Source organism: Niveispirillum sp. FG156 (assembly GCF_057809555.1).
On record NZ_JBMDKE010000012.1, the window covers coordinates 17,367 to 36,659 of the forward strand.

The window sequence follows — 19,293 nt, forward strand, 5'->3', positions numbered from 1 at the left end:
CAACCCAGCAAAAAGCGCCGGGTTCCTTGCAGGGGGCAAGGGGTTGTTGCGGAATGCAAGGCATCGCCTTTTACCAACCCATTGGAATCATTGAAGTGCACCGAGCTGGCCCAAAGCTTGCTTCATTCCCGTCGTCACCAACCGACGGGGACCATCATGGACGGCGGCACGCATCTTCACCTTCTCCCTTCCCAGGACAGCCAGACGGAGGCCGAGGGCAGTTTTGCCCAGCTGTACCGTCAGGCGCATGGCAAGGCCGGCCTGTCGCGGCTGGGTGTGGGGGCGATCCTGGACTGGCTGACGCGCCGGGGCGGGGATGCGCAGGGCATCGATACGCTGCTCGCCGATGGGCAGCCGCTGACCTCGGACAACCGCGACCGGGTGAAGGGCAATCTTTTCCTGTCCTACCTGTTCCATGATCTGCGCGACAAGCTGCGGACGCATATGGAGGCGGCGCGGGATGCCGGCGATGGCCCCTTCGCCCCCCTGCCCAACGGCCTGACGCAGCAGCAGAAACTGAACTGGCTGCGCGCCCAGGCCTGTATCAGCCTCAATCTGGTGCTGGATGAATGGGCCGCCGATCTGGCGGGCAAGCCGGCACCCGCCTGCCCCTTCGCCCGCATGGCCCGCTTTGCGCAAGGTTTCTTCAAGGGTTCCGCCCTTTATGCCCGCGCCGACCATGACATGGTCTCCATCTCCAAGACCGGCAGCAATACCGCCCTGCATATGTGTTTCAGCCTGGTGGAGGCGTCGCTGCATCTGGGCCTGGACATGGCGGTGCCGGCCTGGCGCGATGCCATGTGGCGCAGCCGCAAGGAACTGAAGACGCTTGCCGCCGGCAGCCTGGGCATGATCGTCACCTTCCTGCACAGCTCCAAGCTGGAGCCGGAGGGCGAAAGTGCCGTGAACCCGACAACGGGGGAGGCCTGCGCCTTCAAGGTAGAACATGCGCCCGATGGCGTGCGCCTGCGCCTGGATGCCCGCTCCATCACGCCGTTCAGCACGGGCAATGACCGGATCTATACCGGCTGCCCCGCCTTTCATGTGTCTGGCATGATCGAGATGTATCTGGACTGGGTGCTGGATCTGGCCATCCATCATGGCCTGCAGCAGCCCGACCGCCCCGTCATCGACCGCCCCTGGCCGCAACGCTGGCACCATGGGATGGCGGCGGAGTAATCTTGATGCTCACCCGCCGTAGGTCGCGGGTGAGGCGCATGCCGAACCCCGACATTCAATGGGACCGTCGCTTGTCGGGGTTCGCTTGGCGCTCACCCGCGACCTACGGCCATCAGGCCTGCATCGCAGGCCTGTTAGCGCGTTGAGCGCTTGAGGGCGCAACTAAGCCCGCATCAGCGGGTTCAGCCAGCGCAGGAAACGGCCCGTCAGGCGCAACGGCGCGTCGGTGAAGGCGATGCAAATGCAGTCGCCATCATCATCGGCAACAGGCCGGTGATCGACGCTGGGGTCGGTCGCCGCAAAATCGCCGCGCAGATAATGGCCAGTATCGTCGGAAAAGCCGCCGGCCAGCACCAGGGTGAATTCATCACCACGATGGGTATGCTGCGGCATGCCCATGCCGGACCGGATGCGCATCATCCGCACCGACCCGCCGGCACACCTGATATCGGCCTCATGCAGGCCGGGGATGGTGCGGCGCCAGCGGATCTGATCGATATCGCCGCCAATATAGGACCGCAGTGGTTCCGGCAGCACGGGGGCCGGCCCGACCGGGGCCAGACGCCGGCGCGGTGCCTCCGCCGGGGGCGGCCCGTCCAGGCGCGACAGAACATCGGACAACAGACCATCGCTGACCGCCATGCCCGCATCGGTCGACAGCAGGGCGCCGCCAATTGCCTCCATCCCCGCCACTTCTGCCCGGCAATGCGGGCACAGGGCCAGATGTGTAGCAACGACCAGGGATGGCGCCTCCGCCAGGGTGCCGGCGGCATAGGCCAGCAGCAGGTCGCTGTCCGGGTGGTGATGCGGGGTATGGGTCATGCCGTTTCCCCTTCCAGGCTGCCTGCCATCAGCTTGCGCAGACGGGCCACCGCCAGACGCAGCCGTGATTTCACGGTGCCCAGGGGCAGTTGCCGTTCAGCGGCGATGGCGCTGTGCGCCTTATCCTCGAAATAGGCCATCCTCAACAAATCCGCCTGTTCGGGCGGCAACTCCCGGATTGCCCGGTGAAGTTCCGCCGCCCTTTCTTCCACCAGCATGGTTTCCATCGATCCATCCGCCTCGTCCGGCACCAGGGCCGGGTCGTTGGGGTCGATGGTTGGCCGCCTGTCGCGTCGCAGCCGGTCGATGCGCCGGTTGCGGGCGATGGCGAATATCCAGGTGCTGACCGCTGCCTGCGCCGGGTCGAAACTTTCGGCCCGATGCCAGACCGTGACCATCACGTCCTGGATCGTTTCCTCCGCCGCCCCCGCCTCCATCCCCGCACGCAGCAGGAAGGATTTCAGCCGGGGGGCGAAATGCTGGAACAAAGCGACGAATGCCTGCCGGTCCCGCTGACGCGCGACGCGCGACATCAGATCGTTCAGCCGGTCAATCTCGGCCTGGTCGGTCTTCTGCGCGGTCATGTCCGGCTGCGGCATCCTGCGGGCAACAAGAAGAGTGTCCGCGACGGCCAACCCGTCACGTCTGATCCTTCCCTTTGTGCCCGGACTATAGAAGCCACTTTGTCCCATGCCAATCCTTACGAAGGATGGGCTGGAACGGATCACCGGCAAGTCCGGGTCATCGTAAATTATTTATCTGGAGGGTCCCGGCTCCAGCTCCCGCAGGTCGCGCCCCCGCGTCTCCCGCCCCAGGACCGCGATCAGGGCCAAGGCGCCCAGCGTCGGTAGCGCGATCAGGGCGGCGGCGATGCCGAAAGCCGGGACGGCGGCGGCCACCGACAATCCCTGCGCCATCAGACCCCCCAGCTTGCTGCACCCCGCCACCCAGCCGGTGGCGCGCGCCCGCACGCGCAGCGGATAATTCTCTGCCGTGTAGGGCAGCAGGATGGAGATGACGCCAGAGGATCCGACAATGACGAAGGTCAGCGCCAGGAGCGGGCTTTCACCCGGCGTGCGCAGCAAAAACAGCAGCAGCCCGCCCGCCATCATGGCCACCATCAGCACCAGCGACCATTTCGAACTCCACCGCGCATAAAGGAAGGTGGCCACGGCGACGACGGGGATGGAGATGATGGTGGATTTGGCGATCAGGCCGCTGGCCGCCGCCACGCTCAACCCTTCCTCCACCAGCGTTCCCGGTAGCCAGAGCAGCAGGCCGAAATTCACCAGACCCCAGGCCAGCGCACCCAGGGTCAGCGCCGCCGTCAGGCCCAGGAACCGGCCCTGCACGGGCGGGGTAGGGGTGTGATCCTCCTTCGCCGCCACCTCCTCTTCCGTGGCCTTGTGGGCGACGGCACCGAACCGGGCCAGCATGGCGCGCGCTTCCGCCCCCCGGCCCATCTGCTGCAGGAAACGCGCACTTTCCGGCAAAAGCGGGCTCATCGCCACCAGCAGAAGGCCGGTGGGCAGGTTTAGGAACCACATGATCCGCCAGCTATAGACCGGTTGCAGCAGTTCCGACAGGAAGGAGGCCGCGAAATAGCCGCCGACGGCACCGATGCCGCCGATCAGCACCAGCATCCAGCCGCGATGGCGTGTCGGCATGATCTCTGCCAGCAGCGCATAGGCCACGGGCAGCATGCCACCGGCCCCCGCCCCCATCAGCAGGCACATGAAGACGTTCCACCAGAAATCCGGCATTGCCCCGCAGATGGAGGTGCCGATGAAGACGATGGAGGACAGAAGGATGGCGGCCCGCCGCCCGTAAATATCGGCCAGCGCGCCCCAGATGAAGGAGCCAATGACGGTGCCCGTCAATGCCGCCAGCGGCAGCCATGCCACCATGGCGCGGTCCACCTGATATTCGGCCCGCATGCCGGGCGTGACGAAGCCCAGGCTGGCCGGCTTCATGATATCGATGATCAGGGCCAGGGCCAGCAACGCGGCCATGCCCCAATGCGCCCGCGTCAGGGGGGCATCTTCCGGTGGAGCGATGGTTTCGATGATGCGTTGATGCCGGGGCAATTGCTTGGGCAGCAGGCCGAACGCGGCCAGCCCGATCCCCACCACGATCAGGGCCATGCCCCAGTACATCTCCGCATCCATGGGCATGCCGACCAGGACATAGCCCATGTCGGCACCCATCAGATACATGGGGATGTGCAGCACGACGCCGGCCGTCACCACGGCGCAGCCCAACCAGAATACCAGCGCGTTGCGCCGGCCGCCGACGGCGGAAAGGGTCGTGGACACGTGATTTCCCCCCAATATCCGGCAAAACCCAGCCCCCGCCGGTCCCACCCCATATCCCAGGCCGATATAGGGCAGGTTTCCAATCGGCGAAAGCGGAATCATCGGTGCCGCTTTACAGGCTCTGGCTTTCAGTTTCGCCAAGTGCCAGCGCTGTTTGCGGTCAACCGAAGCGCTCCGATGGGGGCTGGTGGGTATGCGTTCAAGATGGGGGTGCGGATGGCCGCCATCAATCAACTGCATGGCTTCTGTGATGAAACGCACATCGAACATCGTTCAAATTCCGCTACACAGTCCTCACCGCGATGATGAATGACGATTTCGAACAAGAAATCGCCACAATCGCAATAACGAGTGAGCCAAATGGTCCACAAGGAAGCGCTGAACATTGGCGCCACAGATGAACTGTGCCTTGGGGTACCACATATGGAGAGAAAAATGTCGCGTATTGCTTCTGCCCTGCTTGGTGGTGTTGCTCTGGTCGCCGTTGGCGCCGCTCCGTCGCTGGCGCAGTCGCCCTTCGACGGTGCCTATGTCGGTGCCTTCACCGGCTACACGGACAATAATGCTTCCGCTGCTTCCGGTGCCGCCCGCGCCGATATCGACAGCGACGGCTGGCTGTATGGTGCCTATGCCGGCTACGGCAAGACCTTCGACCAGTTCTATTTCGGTGCCGAAGCTGAAATCGGTTCCGCCAGCCTGTCGGGCAATGCCGGCACGGTCGCCGGTCTGCCGACCAAGCTGGACGCCAATGAAAGCTGGGGTCTGTCGGCCCGCGCCGGTTACCTGCTGAATGACAGCACGCTGCTCTATGCCCGTGCCGGCTGGCAGCGCACCAATTACGACGTGACCGTCGGCACCGGTGCGACCCAGGTGAAGGCCAGCGACAACCTGGACGGCTATCGTCTGGGCGGCGGTCTGGAATATGCCGTGACCGACAATGTCCTGGTCCGGACCGAGTACAACTACGTCAACTACGACAACACCAACTTCCGTGAGAACCAGGTGCGCGTGGGCGTTGCCTACCGCTTCTAAGTCAGACGTAGGTCAGGTCGAGGCGAAAGCTTCGCCCTGACGGACAAGGATTGAAAGCCTTTGCTGTCAGGGCTCACCTTCGGTTCGACCTGACCTACTGTCCAGCCGACCCTTACCGTCCCGGACCGCAGCCCCACAGCGGTCGGGATGGTTGGCGGGCCTGAATCCGCCCTCATGACAGGCCCGCCCCGCCGCCCCCGGCACCGTCCCCACGGTGCCGGGGGCTTCGCGTTTATGGGCGCCCCGCGTTGGCATGAGCGGCGTTCATAAATTTGCCGGCCTGTGATAGAGATCACATTGAACGGCGTTCATGTCGCGATAGAGATGGCGTCAGAGGCAGCCGGCAGAGGTGCCGCACCGGCCCGGACCCCGGTCGATTTTGACAGGGGGCAAGGGATGATCGGATGTGGGGCCGCGTTCTGTCTGTCGAACTGCTTCTGACCTTTTCCCCCCGGCTGGCGGCCCCACGACAGCCGGGATGGGTGCGGGCCTGTCGCCCTCATGCGGGCCTGCTTGTCCCCCCGGCATTGTCCCCACAATGCCGGGGGTTCCTTTTTTCAGGATCATTTCCGCTTGAGCTTATCCGCCTCCCCGGCGAAGGCCGGGGCCGAGGGGCCAAGCGCCCGACGCTGGTGCCGCGAATAGCGAGGCAGGCGGAAAAGTTCATGTCTGTGGCCCCTGGGCCCCGGCCTCCACCGGGGAGGCGGATTTATAAATTCCAACGAGTTGTCTTGAATCTCAACAGACCCTTAGCGCTTGCCCGCCACGGCGCGGTCGCCGACATAGGGGTTGCTCTGCCGTTCACGGCCAAAGGTGGACAGGCCGCCATGGCCCGGCAGGAAGGTGATATCGTCCCCCAGTGGGAACAGCTTTTCCCGGCAGGACCGCACCAGATCCTCCAGATTGCCGCCAGGGAAATCGGTCCGTCCGATGGACCCTTCGAAGATCACGTCGCCGACAATGGCGAATCGTGACGGCTCGTGGAAGAACACGACATGGCCCGGCGTATGGCCGGGGCAATGCAGCACCTGCAGGGTCAATTCCCCCACCGTGACCGTATCGCCATCGACCAGCCAGCGGTCGGGCGTGAAGGGCCGGGAATAGGGCATGCCGTAACCGGCCCCATGTTCCCTCAGCGCGATGATCCAGTAATTATCCTCAATGGCCGGCCCGTCGACCGGGACCTTCAACAGGTCCTTCAGGTCGGCCACGGCGGCGGCATGGTCGACATGGCCGTGGGTGACCAGGATGCGTTCGACCGTCAGCCCGTTCTGCGCCACAGCTTTGCGGATTTCCTCCACCCCGCCGCCGGGATCGATCACGGCGGCGCGCAGGGTCTTGGTGCACCAGATGATGGAGCAATTCTGCTGGAACGGCGTGACCGGGATGATCACAGCCTTCATGGGGGGTGTCGCACTCATCCCTGTCTCACGCCTTCCGTCGCACGAATTTCAATGCCGTATGCGTGGGTGACACCGCGCATACCTTGTTGTCAACCAGCCCGGCACCGCGCCCGGCGGCAAACACATCCTCCTGGGTGATGTCACGCCGCCCCTTCGGATAGATGACCCACAGGCCGGATTTGGGGCCAAGCCCCGCCGCCAGCTCGGCCACCGCATCCAGATCGACGGGATGATCGGCCACCAGCAGGATCAGGTCGGCATCATCACCCCCATCGCCCACCACCCCACCGCGCGACAGTTCGGCGGCCAGCACAGGGTCGGGTGCCTGCCCGCGCAGGGCCACGCGCTGCCCCGGCTTGAAGCCTAGCTTGTCCAGCACACTTCTGGGGTTGCGGATACGGTGCAGCCAGTCGGCGGCCTTGGCGGCACCCAGCGTCAGGGACAGGGTACCATCGGGCGTGGTCAGGACCAGATCGTCGCCCGCCACACTGCCCGCCGTCAGATCGGCCAGCATCAGCTTCACCCGCATCTCCCCGCGCAGCAGCAGGTGATCACCCTCCAGCATGGCCTTGCCGATGCTGGTGGTGCCGTTCCAGGTGGCGGTGACGGTTGCCTCTTGTCCCATGGCGTTACACCCTTGCTGCCAATTCCCCCAAACCCCGGTCGCGGATGCCCAGTTCGGCCAGATGGTCGATCAGGCTGGTCAGGTAATCCACATTGCGGCCCGACTGTCCCACCCCCTGACGGATCAGGGCGGCGGTGCCGTCCAGGCCCAGGCGGCCGCAATATTGCGGGTGATCGGGATCGGCGGTGAAGGTCAGGGCCTGCACATCGCCATCCGCCGTCCTTACCCGCAGCCGGCGCGGGATATAGACGCGGTAGGCCATTTCACGCTGCCAAAGGTAATCCAGAACGCCGGGCACCGCAGGGGCCGCGACCCGATAGACCCGGCCCCGGCAGGACCCGCCCCGGTCCAGGCCCAGCACGGCACCGGGCCGTTCAGGCGTGCCGCGATGCTGATGGCTATAGATGCAGAAGCCGCGATGGTAGCCGCGCAGCAGCGCCTCACGCTGTTCCACGAAGTCAAAACCCGGATTCCACATCAAGGAGCCATAGGCAAAGACCCAGAGGTCGGTGCCGGGCGGGTGGTCAAAATCGGGGACGGGGGCGCTGTCGCTCATTCCTGGTTGCCGGTTCCATCTCGCAATCGCAAAATGGTAACGCAAGCCCGCCCCCCGTGCCAACGCGGATATCCCCATGCTGCATCGTTATCGTCCCCTGTTCCTGGCCCTGTCCGTGGCCATCCTGCTGTTGCTGGCCTATACGGCCTGGTGGTCGACCTTGGCCTGGCGGGTGCGCACGGCCCTTTCCGAGGCCCCGGCCAAGGCAATGGCGGAAAAGGGTGTGCAACTGGACCTGCGCGATGCGGTGGTGGGTGGCTTCCCGCTGACGGTCACCGTCGAGCTGTCCGGTGCGCGGGCGCAATGGCCCAGCGGGACTGTGCTGGAAACCGGGGCAGTAGTGGCGACCGCCTTTGCCTGGGCACCCACCGATATCATCCTGTCCTCTACCGCCCCCGTGCGCCTGAATCTGGCAGGATCGGCCCGGCATGAGCCGATGATTGGCAGCGCCGCGGGTATGGTGGTGGAGGCCAGCCTGGGGCTGGATGGCAAGCCGAAGCAGGTGACGGCCAGTCTGCTGTCGGTGTCGGTGGACCTGGACGGCGGGAACGGCCCCCTGAAAGCGGGGGAGATGAGGCTGACCTGGACCGCGCCTGCCCAGCCGCCCATCGGCCCTACCGATCCCCAAGGTCAGACCAGTCTCCTGATCAGCAATCTGGACCTGCCGGGCGCGGTGCCCGCCCCGTTGCAGCAGCGGATCGAACAGCTGGCCTTGTCCTATGAACCGCGCGGCCCTTTGCCCACCAAACCCAGCGTGGAGGGGATGACGGCCTGGCGCGATGGCGGCGGCACCCTGGATATCCGGTCGTTCCGGGTGTTGTGGAGCGGGATGGATTTGCGCGCCAACGCCACCCTGGCGCTGGACCGCGAGATGCAGCCGGAAGGGGCCGGCACGGCGGAACTGTCGGGGGCTGATGCCCTGATTGATGTCATGGGTACCCGTGGCAACATCCCGGCGGACCGGGTGGCCGTGATGAAACAGGGTTTGAAGGGCCTGACCCGGCGCAGCGATGATGGGCGCGACGTGTTGTCGGTGCCCATCACCTTGCAGAACCGGCAGCTTTCCGTTGGCCCCGTCGTGGTGGGGGTGCTGCCGGTGGTACCGTGGAATTGAGGGGTGGGGGGATTACCCCCGCGCCAGTTCCGCCGGGCTGCGGAACAGCAGGTCGCGGGGGCTGATACGGGCGATGAAGGCGGCGAAGTCGCGATCCTCGCCATGCACAGCATCGTGATAGGCGTCGAACAAATCCTCGTAGAGCTGCAATTCCTTCAGTAGGGCCGTCTTCTGCTGGAGCGAGGCCTGTTCCATCAGGTCGGTATGCAGCATGACCAGCCCGGCCACCCGCCAGTCAGCCCCGGCGAAGAACGGGATCAGCACCAGATTCTCATCGGCCTTGTTGCCGGCAGAAAAGATGATGCGGCCCAGGCGCAGGGCGCGGCGCTTGCTGCCCGTGGCGGCGCGGCCCCCATCATAGCCGGACGCCTTGCCCTCCGACACGCCGATGCGGGCCGTGGCGGCCAGGACCGGCACCCCGTCCTTGCCCTCGCCCTTCAGCCCATAAAGGATGCCGCCGGCGACATTGGTCAGGATGGAGGAAAAGGCGATCAGGGTCTGGCGGTCCGCCTCAGCCAGCGCCTCATGCGAGACGCCGAGCGACGTCAGCGCCGTCAGGATGGTGGGGGCCACTTCCCGCGCGGGCCGCGAGATGCCGACCGTGACCGTCTTGGCCTGATGGCGGATCGTATCGACGGGGCGGCTGGTTTCTTCAAACAGCTTGCGCATCAGCTCCACCCCGTCCGACAGCAGGGCGGTGCGGCTGCCCGCGTCGGCGGTGGCGAGCGCGGTGGAAAGGGCGGCCAGCTGTGCCACGGCGCGCGGCGGCAGGGCCGCGTCCTGTTCGCCATCGGCCACACGGCGCAGTTCCACGGCAATGGCGTCGATGATGGGGGCCAGCGGACGATCCCTTTCCACCAGCGCCTGTTCGATGGACACACCCAGGGCGCGGAACCCCTGTGACCGGCGGTCGATGGCGCGGGCGGCATGGAAGCCCCAGAGATGGCCGACGACGGTCGCCAGCACGAAATCCAGCCCCGCCCCCGCCGACGGCACGCGGATCACCGCCTCGGCATAGCTATCAAAACAGGTTTCGCCCTTGGCGGCCACCACCAGCGGCTTGCCGGCATGGGCCTTGAAGATCGCCACTTCCTTGGCCGTGTCCTGGGCCAGCAGGGGCGGCAGATCGTTGGCGATGACCAGCGTCAGCGGCTCCGTCGACAGGTCGATATGCTTCTTGTCTTCGGTGAAATCGACGGGGATCGACTTGTAGCAAAGCTCCGACAGCTTGATGCGGATTTCTTCCGCCGCGATCTTGTTGGGACCGTTGCCGACGACCGCCCAGTACCGGTTCTGCGGCGCATAGCGTTCGGCGCAGGCGGCGATCAGGTCTTCTTCGTCCAGCACTTCCTGAATGCGGGCCGGCAGCCCTTCCAGGGCCACCAGCTCATCATGGATCTGGGTGGGCGACAGGGTGCCCAGCGCGTCGGCGATGCAGAGCGCCGTCAGCTTGCCCGCCGCCACCTGGCTGTAAAACGCCTTGGTGCTGGCCACCGCCATTTCGATGTCGCGCCCGTCGCTGGTGAACAGATGGCTGTCGGACTTGCGGACCAGCGGGCTGTTGCGGCGGTTGACGATGGCGTGAATCCAGGCGCCGGACGCGCGGGCCAGATCGACGGTGCGGTTGGTGTCGGTGGTGGTGCCGGACTGGCTGATGGCGATGACGATGGCGTCATCCAGGCGCACGCCATCCAGATCGGATGACAGTTCGGACGCCTTCGCCGCCTCCACATGGATCGACGTGCCGGGCAGGGCCTGACGCAGCAGATGGGCGACACCCATGCCGGCAATGGCGGCGGTACCTTGCCCCGTCACGAAGATGCGGCGGATGGCGGGCTTGGCCGGGTCGGCCAGACGGCGACGCAATCCTGCCCAGATGCCGTCGGGGCCAAGGTCGAAGCTGGCGGCGCGGCCCTGGCGGGTATAGCGGCCCACCAGCGTCTTGCGCACGGACGTGGCGCTTTCATGCACTTCCTTTTCAAAGAAATGCGCGAAATCGCCCCGGAAAATGTCGCGGCTGAAAATCTCGATGGTTTCGGGCTTCAACTCGGTATCGGCGCCGTCATCGATGGTGCGGGCCGTGATCGCCGGTTCGCCGTCCAGGGTGGACAGCGTCACCTGCAACCCGCCCTTTTCCACCTTGGCCATGGCGATGGAGGCGCGGGCGCGCGGAGCCAGACCGTAATTCTCCGACGCGATGATCAGACCGTCGCGAACCTGGGCCAGGAACAGCGACTGGCCGCTGCCCTTCTGCCCGAAATAGAGCCGCTGCGGCTGTGTCGGGTGCAGAAGGCCGATGGCCACCGACCCCTCGAACTGCCTGAGCGTCGACAGGAACCGGTCGGGTGTGTTGGCGCCGGGCGTCAGGCGGAAGGCGACGGGGATGATCTTGGCATCGGTGGTCACCTGGGCCGGCACCTCATGCCCGGCGGTGCGCACCATCCCGTCCTTCAGGCCCCGGTAATTGTCGATATCGCCGTTCAGCACGCACATCGTGTCGGCATCGGGTACAAGGGTCGGGGCATTGTCGCCGGCCAGCCAACCCGATTGCGGGTGGCAGTTGGGCAGGTTGATGGCCCCGTGCGAGGCCCAGCGTGTATGGGCCAGGATCGCCACCTGATCGGCCTGCAAGGCGATGGACCAGAGCAAGGCGTCGGCCCGCACCTTGGCCCGCAGCGTGGCGCCATTGTCGCCCAGCTGTCCGATCAGCTGCGCCACCTTGTAGGTGAAGCGCGCGGTGGCCCCGCCATCGGGCAGGGCATGGATGGTGACGGCGCCATCGGCATCAAAGGCATCGCGCCCGGCGGATGAAGCCTGACGGCGCCAATCCGCCATCTGTCCGTCCGACACGGGGCCGGGCAGGCGCAGCTGAACCGCCACGCCAGCACTGTCGCGCCCGCGCACCTCCAGCCGGTCCAGGTTTTCCAGAACCTGTTCGATGGACCAGGCCGTGAAATGCTGGGCGCGGGCCGGGGTCGGCACGCCCCCGATCAGCGACAGGGTACGGTCGATATTGGCCAGCACCTCGTTGCGCAACTGCCAGCCATAATCGCGCAACCGTTCGGCGGTGCGTTCGGCGACGGGATCACGGGCGATGGGGCTGGCCTTCAGCTCGGCCTCCAGCCCCTCGATCCGGGTGGCAGCCTGGGTCAGCCGGTCGCGCAGGTCGGCGCGTTCCACCAGGGCCAGATGCGTGGCAAAGGCCATCAGATCGTCAAAGCGGGCATGCAGCTGATCCAGCATGGCGTCGATGCCGGCCAGATGGCCGATCCCGGCATCGCGCAGCCCATCGGCCAGCAAGGCGATCCAGGAAACGTCGTTATCCTGGTGCCAGGTCAGGTTCGACAGAAAACCCGCAATGCCGCACATGTCCAAAATCCCTTTGTAAAGATACGCCGCCTTGATACCCCGAGGCCCCCGCCCGGTGCAAACAATGTGCATGCCCCGCGAAAGGGGCGGAATTGCGGTGATGGTGATAACGGGGAACGGAAAGGGCATGGGTGGTGTTGCCCTCACCCTCCCATCGGCTGGCGCCGACGGGCCCCTCCCTCTCCCACCTTCGTGGGCGAGGGGCGGAACTTACTTTAGCCCCTCGCCCGCTTGCGGGAGAGGGAGGGGCCCAAGCCGGAAGGCTTGGGAGGGTGAGGGAGCAACACCCCTTATCGCAGCTGCAACAGGTCCCACTTGTTCCCATAAAGGTCCTGGAAGACCGCGACGCTGCCATAGGCCTCAACCCGTGGTTCTTCCAGGAACTGTACCCCTGCCGCCATCATCGCCGCATGGTCGCGGGCGAAATCGTCGGTATGCAGGAACAGGAAGACGCGGCCCCCGGCCTGATGGCCGATCTGCGCCTCCTGTTCTGCCCCCACCGCCTGGGCCAGCAGCAGACGGGATTCCGTGGCCCCCTTCGGGGCCATCAGAACCCAGCGTTTGCCGCCGCCCAGATCGGTGTCGCTGACCAGCGTGAAGCCCGCCCGGTCGCGATACCAGACGATGGCTTCGTCATAATCCCGCACCAGCAGGGTCAGGGCGCCGATGGCCGCCATGGGATCAGTCGCGCAGCAGGTCGTTGATGGAGGTCTTGGACCGGGTCTGCGCATCCACACGCTTCACGATCACGGCGCAGGACAGGGACGGGCCGGGGCTGCCATCGGGCAGCGCCTTGCCGGGCAGGCTGCCGGGGACGACGACGGAATAGGCGGGAACGCGGCCCACGAAAATCTCGCCCGTCGTGCGGTCGATGATCTTGGTCGTGGCGCTGATGAACACGCCCATGGACAGGACGGCGCCCTGTTCCACGATCACGCCTTCGACCACTTCCGACCGTGCGCCGATGAAGCAATCATCCTCGATGATGACGGGGCCGGCCTGCAACGGCTCCAGCACGCCGCCGATGCCCACGCCGCCCGACAGGTGCACATTCTTGCCGATCTGGGCGCAGGAACCGACCGTGGCCCAGGTGTCGACCATGGTGCCCTTGTCCACAAAGGCCCCGACATTGACGAAGCTGGGCATCAGCACGACGCCCGGCGCGATATAGGCGCTGCGGCGCACCACGCTGCCCGGCACGGCGCGGAAACCGGCCTGGCGCCAGCCGGCCTCGTCCCAGCCATCGAACTTCGACGGGACCTTGTCCCACCAGGATGCCCCACCCGGCGCGCCGGAAATCATGGCATTGTCATTCAGGCGGAAGGACAGCAGCACGGCCTTCTTCAGCCACTGGTTCACGACCCAGGACCCGTCCAGCTTTTCCGCCACCCGCGCCTCGCCGGCATCCAGCAGCGACAGCGCCTTGTTGACGGCGTCGCGCACGTCACCGGTGGTGGAGAAACCCAGGTTGGCGCGGTCTTCCCAGGCCTGGTCGATGGTGCGGGCGAGATCGGCGAAGCTGCTCATCGCGGGTGGTCCTGATGTTCGGGTAGGAAGGATCGGTGGCGACTTTGGGCCGACCCGGACAGGTGTGTCAACGAAGGCCCCCGCAGACCCTTCATGTTCGTAGCGCGGATTAGCGTCAGCGTAATCCGCGGAGCAACGGTGCCGGATTTCCGCGGATTACGGCTGACGCCTAATCCGCGCTACGCAGATGCGCCGTGATCTCGGCCAGCCAGGCCTCCACATCCGTGATCACGTGATGCACATGGTCGCCGGGATGGATGTGGGCGCTGGGATCGGGGTGGGAATATTCGCTGTCGGTGCGGACCCAGACGGTGGTCATGCCGGCGGCGGCGGCGGGAGCCAAATTGCGGTGCAGATCCTCCACCATGGCGGCACGGGCAGGATTGATCCCGAAGCGGCGGATCATGGTGGCATAGGGGGCGGGATCGGGCTTTGGCACGTAATCGGCGGCCACAATGTCGAAGATGCCATCGAAATGATCGGCCACACCCAGCCGGGCCATCACATTTTCGGCATGGCGGACGGAACCGTTGGTGAAGATCACCTTGCGCCCCGGCAGCGCCTTTAACGCGTCGGCCAGCAGGGGGGACGGGGCCACGGGCGTCACATCGATATCATGGACATAGGCCAGGAACGGCGCCGGGTCCGTGCCATGGTCGATCATCATCCCGCGCAGCGAGGTGCCGTGCAGCCGGTAATATTCCTTCTGCTTCAACCGCGCCGCCTCCCGCTCCATGCCCAGGGCCTGGGCGATGTAATCGGTGATGCGCACATCGACCTGGGCGAACAGGTTGCAATGGGCCGGGTACAGCGTGTTGTCCAGGTCGAAGACCCAATGATCGACATGGGCAAAACGGTCGGCCAGGGGGGATGCCAGCGGGGTGGTGGCGGTCTGATAAGCGTTTGTCATGATTGTAACATGATCAACCGCTGATCTGACCGCAAGGGCAATGGACCGCAAGGCTCCGGTGCGTTACCACTGGATCAGCGAGAATTGGTTACCACGGGAGCGCCCCGGCCTTGTCATCCACCCCCGGCCCCGCCGACGCCATTGATATTGTGGCCCTGCCCGCCCTGCTGGAGGGTTGGCCCGGTCCCGGCCTGACGCTGGACGGGCAGGGGCAACCCCTGGCCTTGAATGCCGGTGCACGGCAACTGGCGGACCGGCATGATGGCTGGCTGATCGAACTGGGCCGCTGGGCCGCGTCCGGCGGGCCTTTGTCGGAACCGCACCGGTCGGTGCCGGTGGAAACGGGCAGCGGGCCGGGCGTCGTGGAATTCACCACCGTCCTGCTGACCGATGGCGGGGTACTGTGCCTGGGCCGGGAGGTGACGCTGGAACGCCGCCTGCGCCACGCCCTGACCGAAAGCCGGCAGCGATATAAGGATCTGGTCGATATCTCGTCCGACTTCGCGTGGGAGGTGGGGCCGGATGGGCGCTTTGTCTTCGTGTCGGCGGCAGGCGCCATCGGCTATCACCCCGATGATCTGATTGGCCGGCACCCGTCGGAATTCGTGCTGGGCGATTTCGCGGATCAGCCGCTGCCCTTCGATACCGCTGTCGGCATCGAACGGACCGAGGTCTGGCTGCGGGCCAAGGATGGGGAGGAGGCCTGCCTCATCTCCTCCGCCGTGCCCCTGGTCGGGCCGCAGGGGGACTGGATTGGGGCGCGTGGTGCCTGCCGCGACATTACCGAGGCGCGGGTCAAGGGCATGGAACTGGCCCAGGTCCGCCTGCGTGAGAAATATCTGGGCTATATCGTCTCCTCCACCCGCGATGACGTGGACCCGGCCAAGACGCTGGAGATCGCCGTGGGCGTGGCCGTGAACGCCACCGGGGCCGGCGGCGCCCGGCTTTATGCCCGCACCGGCGATGCCTTCGTGGAGGCTGCGGCCCAGCTGGCCATGGTACCCAATATTGTGGAGGCCATCCCCCCCTTCCTGGAACAGGTGGCCGAACAGGCCGAGCCGACCACGACCTTGGTCAACGGCTATGGCATGCTGGCCACCCGCACCCTGTTCCGGCACGAGGTGAATGGCGCCATCCTGGTCTGGCGCGGTGACGGGCTGGACTGGAGCGAGGATGATTTCTCGATGATCCAGGCCATCGCCGACCAGGTAGGCGTCGCCGTGGCCCAGGCCCGCTACCAGGAACGGTTGAAGACCCTGTCGGAACGCGACGGCCTGACCGGCCTTTTCAATCGCCGTACTTTCATGGAACTGCTGGAAAGCCGTCTGGACAAGCAAACGGGGGGCGGGTCTGCCCTGCTTTACTTCGATCTCGACAATTTCAAGGCCGTGAACGACAAGCTGGGCCATGGGGCGGGCGATGATGTGCTGCGCGCCGTGGGTGAGTTGCTGGGCGCGCTGGCCCGGCCCAGCGACCTTTGCGGTCGCCTGGGCGGGGATGAATTCGTGCTGTGGATCGACCGCGTGGACGAGGCACAGTCCGTCGCCGTGGCCGACCGCCTGCTGCGCGAAGCCGCGGAATTCCTGCGTCCCCTGTCGGCTTCACCCGAAAAGCCCCTGGGCGTTTCGGTGGGGGTCGCGGTCTATCGCGGTGGCTCGGGCGAGTTGGCACAGGGCCTTGTCGACCGGGGTGACCAGGGTATGTATGCTGCCAAACGCATGGGCAAGGGCCATCGCGCCCTGTCCCCGGCCTTCACGGCTGATTGAGAACGGGATACGGTTCTTAAATGAAAGGTTCCACCCCCACCACGCCGCTGGATTACGATACGGCCAAGAAGCTGGCGGCCAGCGATGACGCCGGACAGCGCCGTATGGTGGCGTCACGCGCCGATACCAAGCCGGAACTCCTGTTCTACTTGGCCAATGACGAAAGTGCCGAGGTGCGGCGCGAGATCGCGCGTAACAATGCCACCCCGCGTCAGGCCGACCTGCTGCTCTGCGGCGACCCGGACGAGGAGGTGCGGTCGGGTCTGGCACGCAAGATCGCGATGCTGGTGCCCACCCTGCCCGCCGACCGGGTGGGACAGCTGGAACGCATGACCATGGATATTGTGGAGGCGCTGGCCAAGGATCAGGCCTCCGCCGTGCGCCGTGTGGTTGCCGAAACCCTGAAGGATCAGCCGGGCGCACCGCCGCACCTGATCCAGCAGTTGGCCCGCGACCTGGAACTGTCGGTATCGGGTCCGGTCCTGCGCTTCTCACCGCTGCTGACCGATGATGATCTGCTTTCGATCATCGGCAGCCAGCCTATGGATGGCAAGCTGGTGGCCATTGCCCAGCGTGCCGGCCTGTCGGGCGGCGTGTCGGAGGCGGTGGCCCGCACACAGTCGGAAGCGGCGGTGGCGGCCCTTCTGGGTAATGAATCGGCGCAGATCCGGGAAGAGACGCTGGACCGGATCATCGATATGGCGCCCCGGTTCGAACCCTGGCACGGCCCCCTGGTCCGCCGTCCGGCCCTGCCGCCCAAGGCGGCGGCCCGCATCGTGGGTTTTGTCAGCGAACAGCTGATGCGCGTGCTGGAGAACCGTACCGACCTGCCGCCCGATGTGCGTGCGGCGGTGCGCAGCGCGGTTCAGGAACGCGCCCGCAGCGCCAACAAGGGCGGCGGGGCGGAACCGCTGGGCATTGGCGATGACGAGCCGGAGGAGGCGCCCAAGGAGCGCCCCATGGACCGGGCGCGCAAGGCCCATGCCGCCGGCAAGCTGGACGAGGATATGGTGGCCGCAGCATTGACCCAGGGCGATCGCGCCTTCGTGCTGGCCTCGCTGTCGGTGCGCGGCAACGTGCCCATCGACGCGGTGGACAAGATCATCGGCGGGCAGAGCGCGCGCGGGGTGACGGCTTTGTGCTGGCGGGCCAAGCTGTCCATGCGCCTGTGCCGGCAAATACAGCTGCGGGTGGCGAACATTCCGCCGACATCGGTGTTGAATGCACGGGAAGGCACCCATTACCCGATGTCGGACAGCGAGATGAACTGGCAGCTTGAATTCTTCGGACTGAAGGCATGAGGCCATGAACGCCGCCGCTGACCCGGATACGGCCCCGCCGACCCATCCAGGCCCTGTTGGCCTGATGTCGGGTACGGCGGCCCGCCGGGTCATGCAGTCGCTGATGCGCACAGGCCAGGAGGCGCGGTTCATCGGAGGCTGCGTGCGGGATGCGTTCCTGGGTATCCAGGCCGCCGATATCGACATCGCCACACCGCTGGTTCCGGAAGAGGTGACGCGCCGCCTGCGCCAGGACGGTATCCGCGTCATCCCCACCGGCATTGAGCATGGTACCGTCACCGCCCTGACGGAGGGATCGTCGTTCGAGATCACGACGCTGCGCCGTGATGTCGAAACCGATGGGCGGCGCGCGGTGGTGTCCTTCACCGATGACTGGCTGGAAGATGCCAGCCGCCGTGATTTTACCTTCAACGCCATGTCGCTGACCCCTGAGGGGGAGCTTTACGATCCGTTCGACGGGGTGCGCGACCTGAAGGCGGGCCGGGTGCGCTTCATCGGGCAGGCGCGGGAACGGATTGCGGAGGATGTGCTGCGCATCCTGCGCTTCTTCCGTTTTCATGCCCGGTTCGGCCAGGGGCGGCCCGACCCCGATGCCCTGGCCGCCTGTGCCACCCTGGCGCCGCTGCTGCCATCCCTGTCGGGCGAAAGGGTGCAGCAGGAGGTGATGCGCATCCTGGCCCAGGACCGGATGGTGGAGGTCTGGCGCCTGATGATCAATTGCGGGGTGGTGGCGCAGACCCTGCCGCATGCCACCAATGTCACGCGGCTGGCCGCACTCGACCGGCTGGAATGGCTGGTGGGGGAGGCGCATCCCATGGCGCATCTGGCAGCATTGCTGCCATCGGGCCTGTCGGCGGCGGCGGACACGGCCGAACGGATGCGCCTGTCGAATGCCAACCGCGACTATCTTCTGTCGCTCTGCGCCCCGCCGGTCGATGTGCATCCCGACCTGACGGTCACCAGCCGCCGCCATGCCTTGCAGAAACTGGGGCCGGAAACCTACCGCGACCTGCTGCTTCTGGCCGCCGCGACGCGGGGAACGCCCGCCGTGGAATTGCTGGAGGCACTGGCGGAGGCGGCGACCTGGATCGTGGTGCCCTTCCCCCTGAAGGGCCGCGACCTGCTGGAAATGGGGGTGCCGCCCGGACCGGAGGTGGGGGTGATGCTGGCCTCGCTGGAAGGGTGGTGGGCGGCCCGTGACTACCGACCCACGCGTGAGGATTGCCTGACCGAACTGTCCCGCCGTCTGGCCGACCGGCAGCGCGATCAAGTTTCGCCTGCAAAATCATAAGGTAATCTAACCCTTTGGTAGCAAGCCGGACCTCCCTATCCAGGCTATAAGTTCAAGGGCCGGCGGAAACCGCCGGATCGGGG

16 protein-coding genes are annotated in these 19,293 nt (G+C 66.0%); 6 read left to right on the top strand and 10 right to left on the bottom strand.

Annotated features, from left to right (window positions below):
• Nucleotides 1-156 precede the first annotated feature (156 nt).
• Complete coding sequence (locus ACODSP_RS09350; protein ID WP_488965337.1) at nucleotides 157-1,179, top strand: hypothetical protein; 1,023 nt, start codon at nucleotides 157-159, stop codon at nucleotides 1,177-1,179.
• 162 nt (nucleotides 1,180-1,341) lie between these two features.
• On the opposite strand, the gene ACODSP_RS09355 is transcribed toward ACODSP_RS09350, so the two are convergent.
• The 3 genes from ACODSP_RS09355 to ACODSP_RS09365 form a co-directional block, all read right to left on the bottom strand.
• Nucleotides 1,342-2,001, bottom strand: a complete 660-nt coding sequence (locus ACODSP_RS09355; RefSeq protein ID WP_488965338.1) for a ChrR family anti-sigma-E factor — start codon at nucleotides 1,999-2,001, stop codon at nucleotides 1,342-1,344.
• Entirely contained in the window at nucleotides 1,998-2,585 is a 588-nt protein-coding gene (locus ACODSP_RS09360; RefSeq protein ID WP_444732700.1) for a sigma-70 family RNA polymerase sigma factor, read from the bottom strand. The genes ACODSP_RS09355 and ACODSP_RS09360 overlap by 4 nt, the downstream gene beginning before the upstream one ends.
• Nucleotides 2,586-2,756: 171 nt before the next feature.
• Nucleotides 2,757-4,316: an MFS transporter gene (locus ACODSP_RS09365; RefSeq protein WP_488965339.1), complete on the bottom strand. Its 1,560-nt coding sequence runs from the start codon at nucleotides 4,314-4,316 to the stop codon at nucleotides 2,757-2,759.
• Between the two features lie 435 nt (nucleotides 4,317-4,751).
• Here ACODSP_RS09365 and ACODSP_RS09370 point away from each other — a divergent pair, with 435 nt between their 5' ends.
• Complete coding sequence (locus tag ACODSP_RS09370) at nucleotides 4,752-5,348, top strand: outer membrane protein (protein ID WP_054170494.1); 597 nt, start codon at nucleotides 4,752-4,754, stop codon at nucleotides 5,346-5,348.
• A 749-nt stretch (nucleotides 5,349-6,097) separates the two neighbouring features.
• On the opposite strand, the gene ACODSP_RS09375 is transcribed toward ACODSP_RS09370, so the two are convergent.
• From ACODSP_RS09375 to ACODSP_RS09385, 3 genes are read right to left on the bottom strand one after another with little or no spacing between them, the layout of a single operon-like run.
• A complete protein-coding gene (locus tag ACODSP_RS09375; protein WP_488965340.1) occupies nucleotides 6,098-6,769 on the bottom strand; it encodes an MBL fold metallo-hydrolase in 672 nt (223 codons plus the stop codon).
• Nucleotides 6,770-6,776: 7 nt separating this feature from the next.
• On the bottom strand, nucleotides 6,777-7,376 hold the full coding sequence (locus ACODSP_RS09380) for a hypothetical protein (protein ID WP_488965341.1): 600 nt from the start codon (nucleotides 7,374-7,376) through the stop codon (nucleotides 6,777-6,779).
• Nucleotides 7,377-7,380: 4 nt separating this feature from the next.
• A complete protein-coding gene (locus ACODSP_RS09385; protein ID WP_488965342.1) occupies nucleotides 7,381-7,932 on the bottom strand; it encodes a gamma-glutamylcyclotransferase in 552 nt (183 codons plus the stop codon).
• A gap of 76 nt (nucleotides 7,933-8,008) precedes the next feature.
• Here ACODSP_RS09385 and ACODSP_RS09390 point away from each other — a divergent pair, with 76 nt between their 5' ends.
• Nucleotides 8,009-9,046, top strand: coding sequence for a DUF2125 domain-containing protein (locus ACODSP_RS09390; protein ID WP_488965343.1), 1,038 nt, complete (start codon nucleotides 8,009-8,011; stop codon nucleotides 9,044-9,046).
• A gap of 12 nt (nucleotides 9,047-9,058) precedes the next feature.
• Here the strand turns inward: ACODSP_RS09390 and ACODSP_RS09395 are convergent, their stop codons facing one another.
• The 4 genes from ACODSP_RS09395 to ACODSP_RS09410 all read right to left on the bottom strand — a co-directional run bounded on the left by ACODSP_RS09395 (nucleotide 9,059) and on the right by ACODSP_RS09410 (nucleotide 14,852).
• A complete protein-coding gene (locus tag ACODSP_RS09395; RefSeq protein ID WP_488965344.1) occupies nucleotides 9,059-12,415 on the bottom strand; it encodes an SIS domain-containing protein in 3,357 nt (1,118 codons plus the stop codon).
• Nucleotides 12,416-12,705: 290 nt separating this feature from the next.
• A complete protein-coding gene (locus ACODSP_RS09400; RefSeq protein ID WP_488965345.1) occupies nucleotides 12,706-13,092 on the bottom strand; it encodes a VOC family protein in 387 nt (128 codons plus the stop codon).
• 4 nt (nucleotides 13,093-13,096) lie between these two features.
• On the bottom strand, nucleotides 13,097-13,942 hold the full coding sequence (gene dapD / locus ACODSP_RS09405) for a 2,3,4,5-tetrahydropyridine-2,6-dicarboxylate N-succinyltransferase (RefSeq protein ID WP_488965346.1): 846 nt from the start codon (nucleotides 13,940-13,942) through the stop codon (nucleotides 13,097-13,099).
• A gap of 169 nt (nucleotides 13,943-14,111) precedes the next feature.
• Nucleotides 14,112-14,852, bottom strand: coding sequence for a pyrimidine 5'-nucleotidase (locus ACODSP_RS09410; RefSeq protein WP_488965347.1), 741 nt, complete (start codon nucleotides 14,850-14,852; stop codon nucleotides 14,112-14,114).
• A 110-nt stretch (nucleotides 14,853-14,962) separates the two neighbouring features.
• Between ACODSP_RS09410 and ACODSP_RS09415 the strand changes: the two genes are divergently transcribed.
• From ACODSP_RS09415 to ACODSP_RS09425, 3 genes are read left to right on the top strand one after another with little or no spacing between them, the layout of a single operon-like run.
• The gene (locus tag ACODSP_RS09415; RefSeq protein WP_488965348.1) at nucleotides 14,963-16,618 is read left to right on the top strand and encodes a sensor domain-containing diguanylate cyclase; all 1,656 of its coding nucleotides are present in this window, start codon (nucleotides 14,963-14,965) and stop codon (nucleotides 16,616-16,618) included.
• Nucleotides 16,619-16,638: 20 nt separating this feature from the next.
• A complete protein-coding gene (locus ACODSP_RS09420; RefSeq protein WP_488965349.1) occupies nucleotides 16,639-17,919 on the top strand; it encodes a DUF2336 domain-containing protein in 1,281 nt (426 codons plus the stop codon).
• A gap of 4 nt (nucleotides 17,920-17,923) precedes the next feature.
• Nucleotides 17,924-19,210, top strand: coding sequence for a CCA tRNA nucleotidyltransferase (locus ACODSP_RS09425; protein WP_488965350.1), 1,287 nt, complete (start codon nucleotides 17,924-17,926; stop codon nucleotides 19,208-19,210).
• The last annotated feature ends 83 nt before the right edge of the window (nucleotides 19,211-19,293 follow it).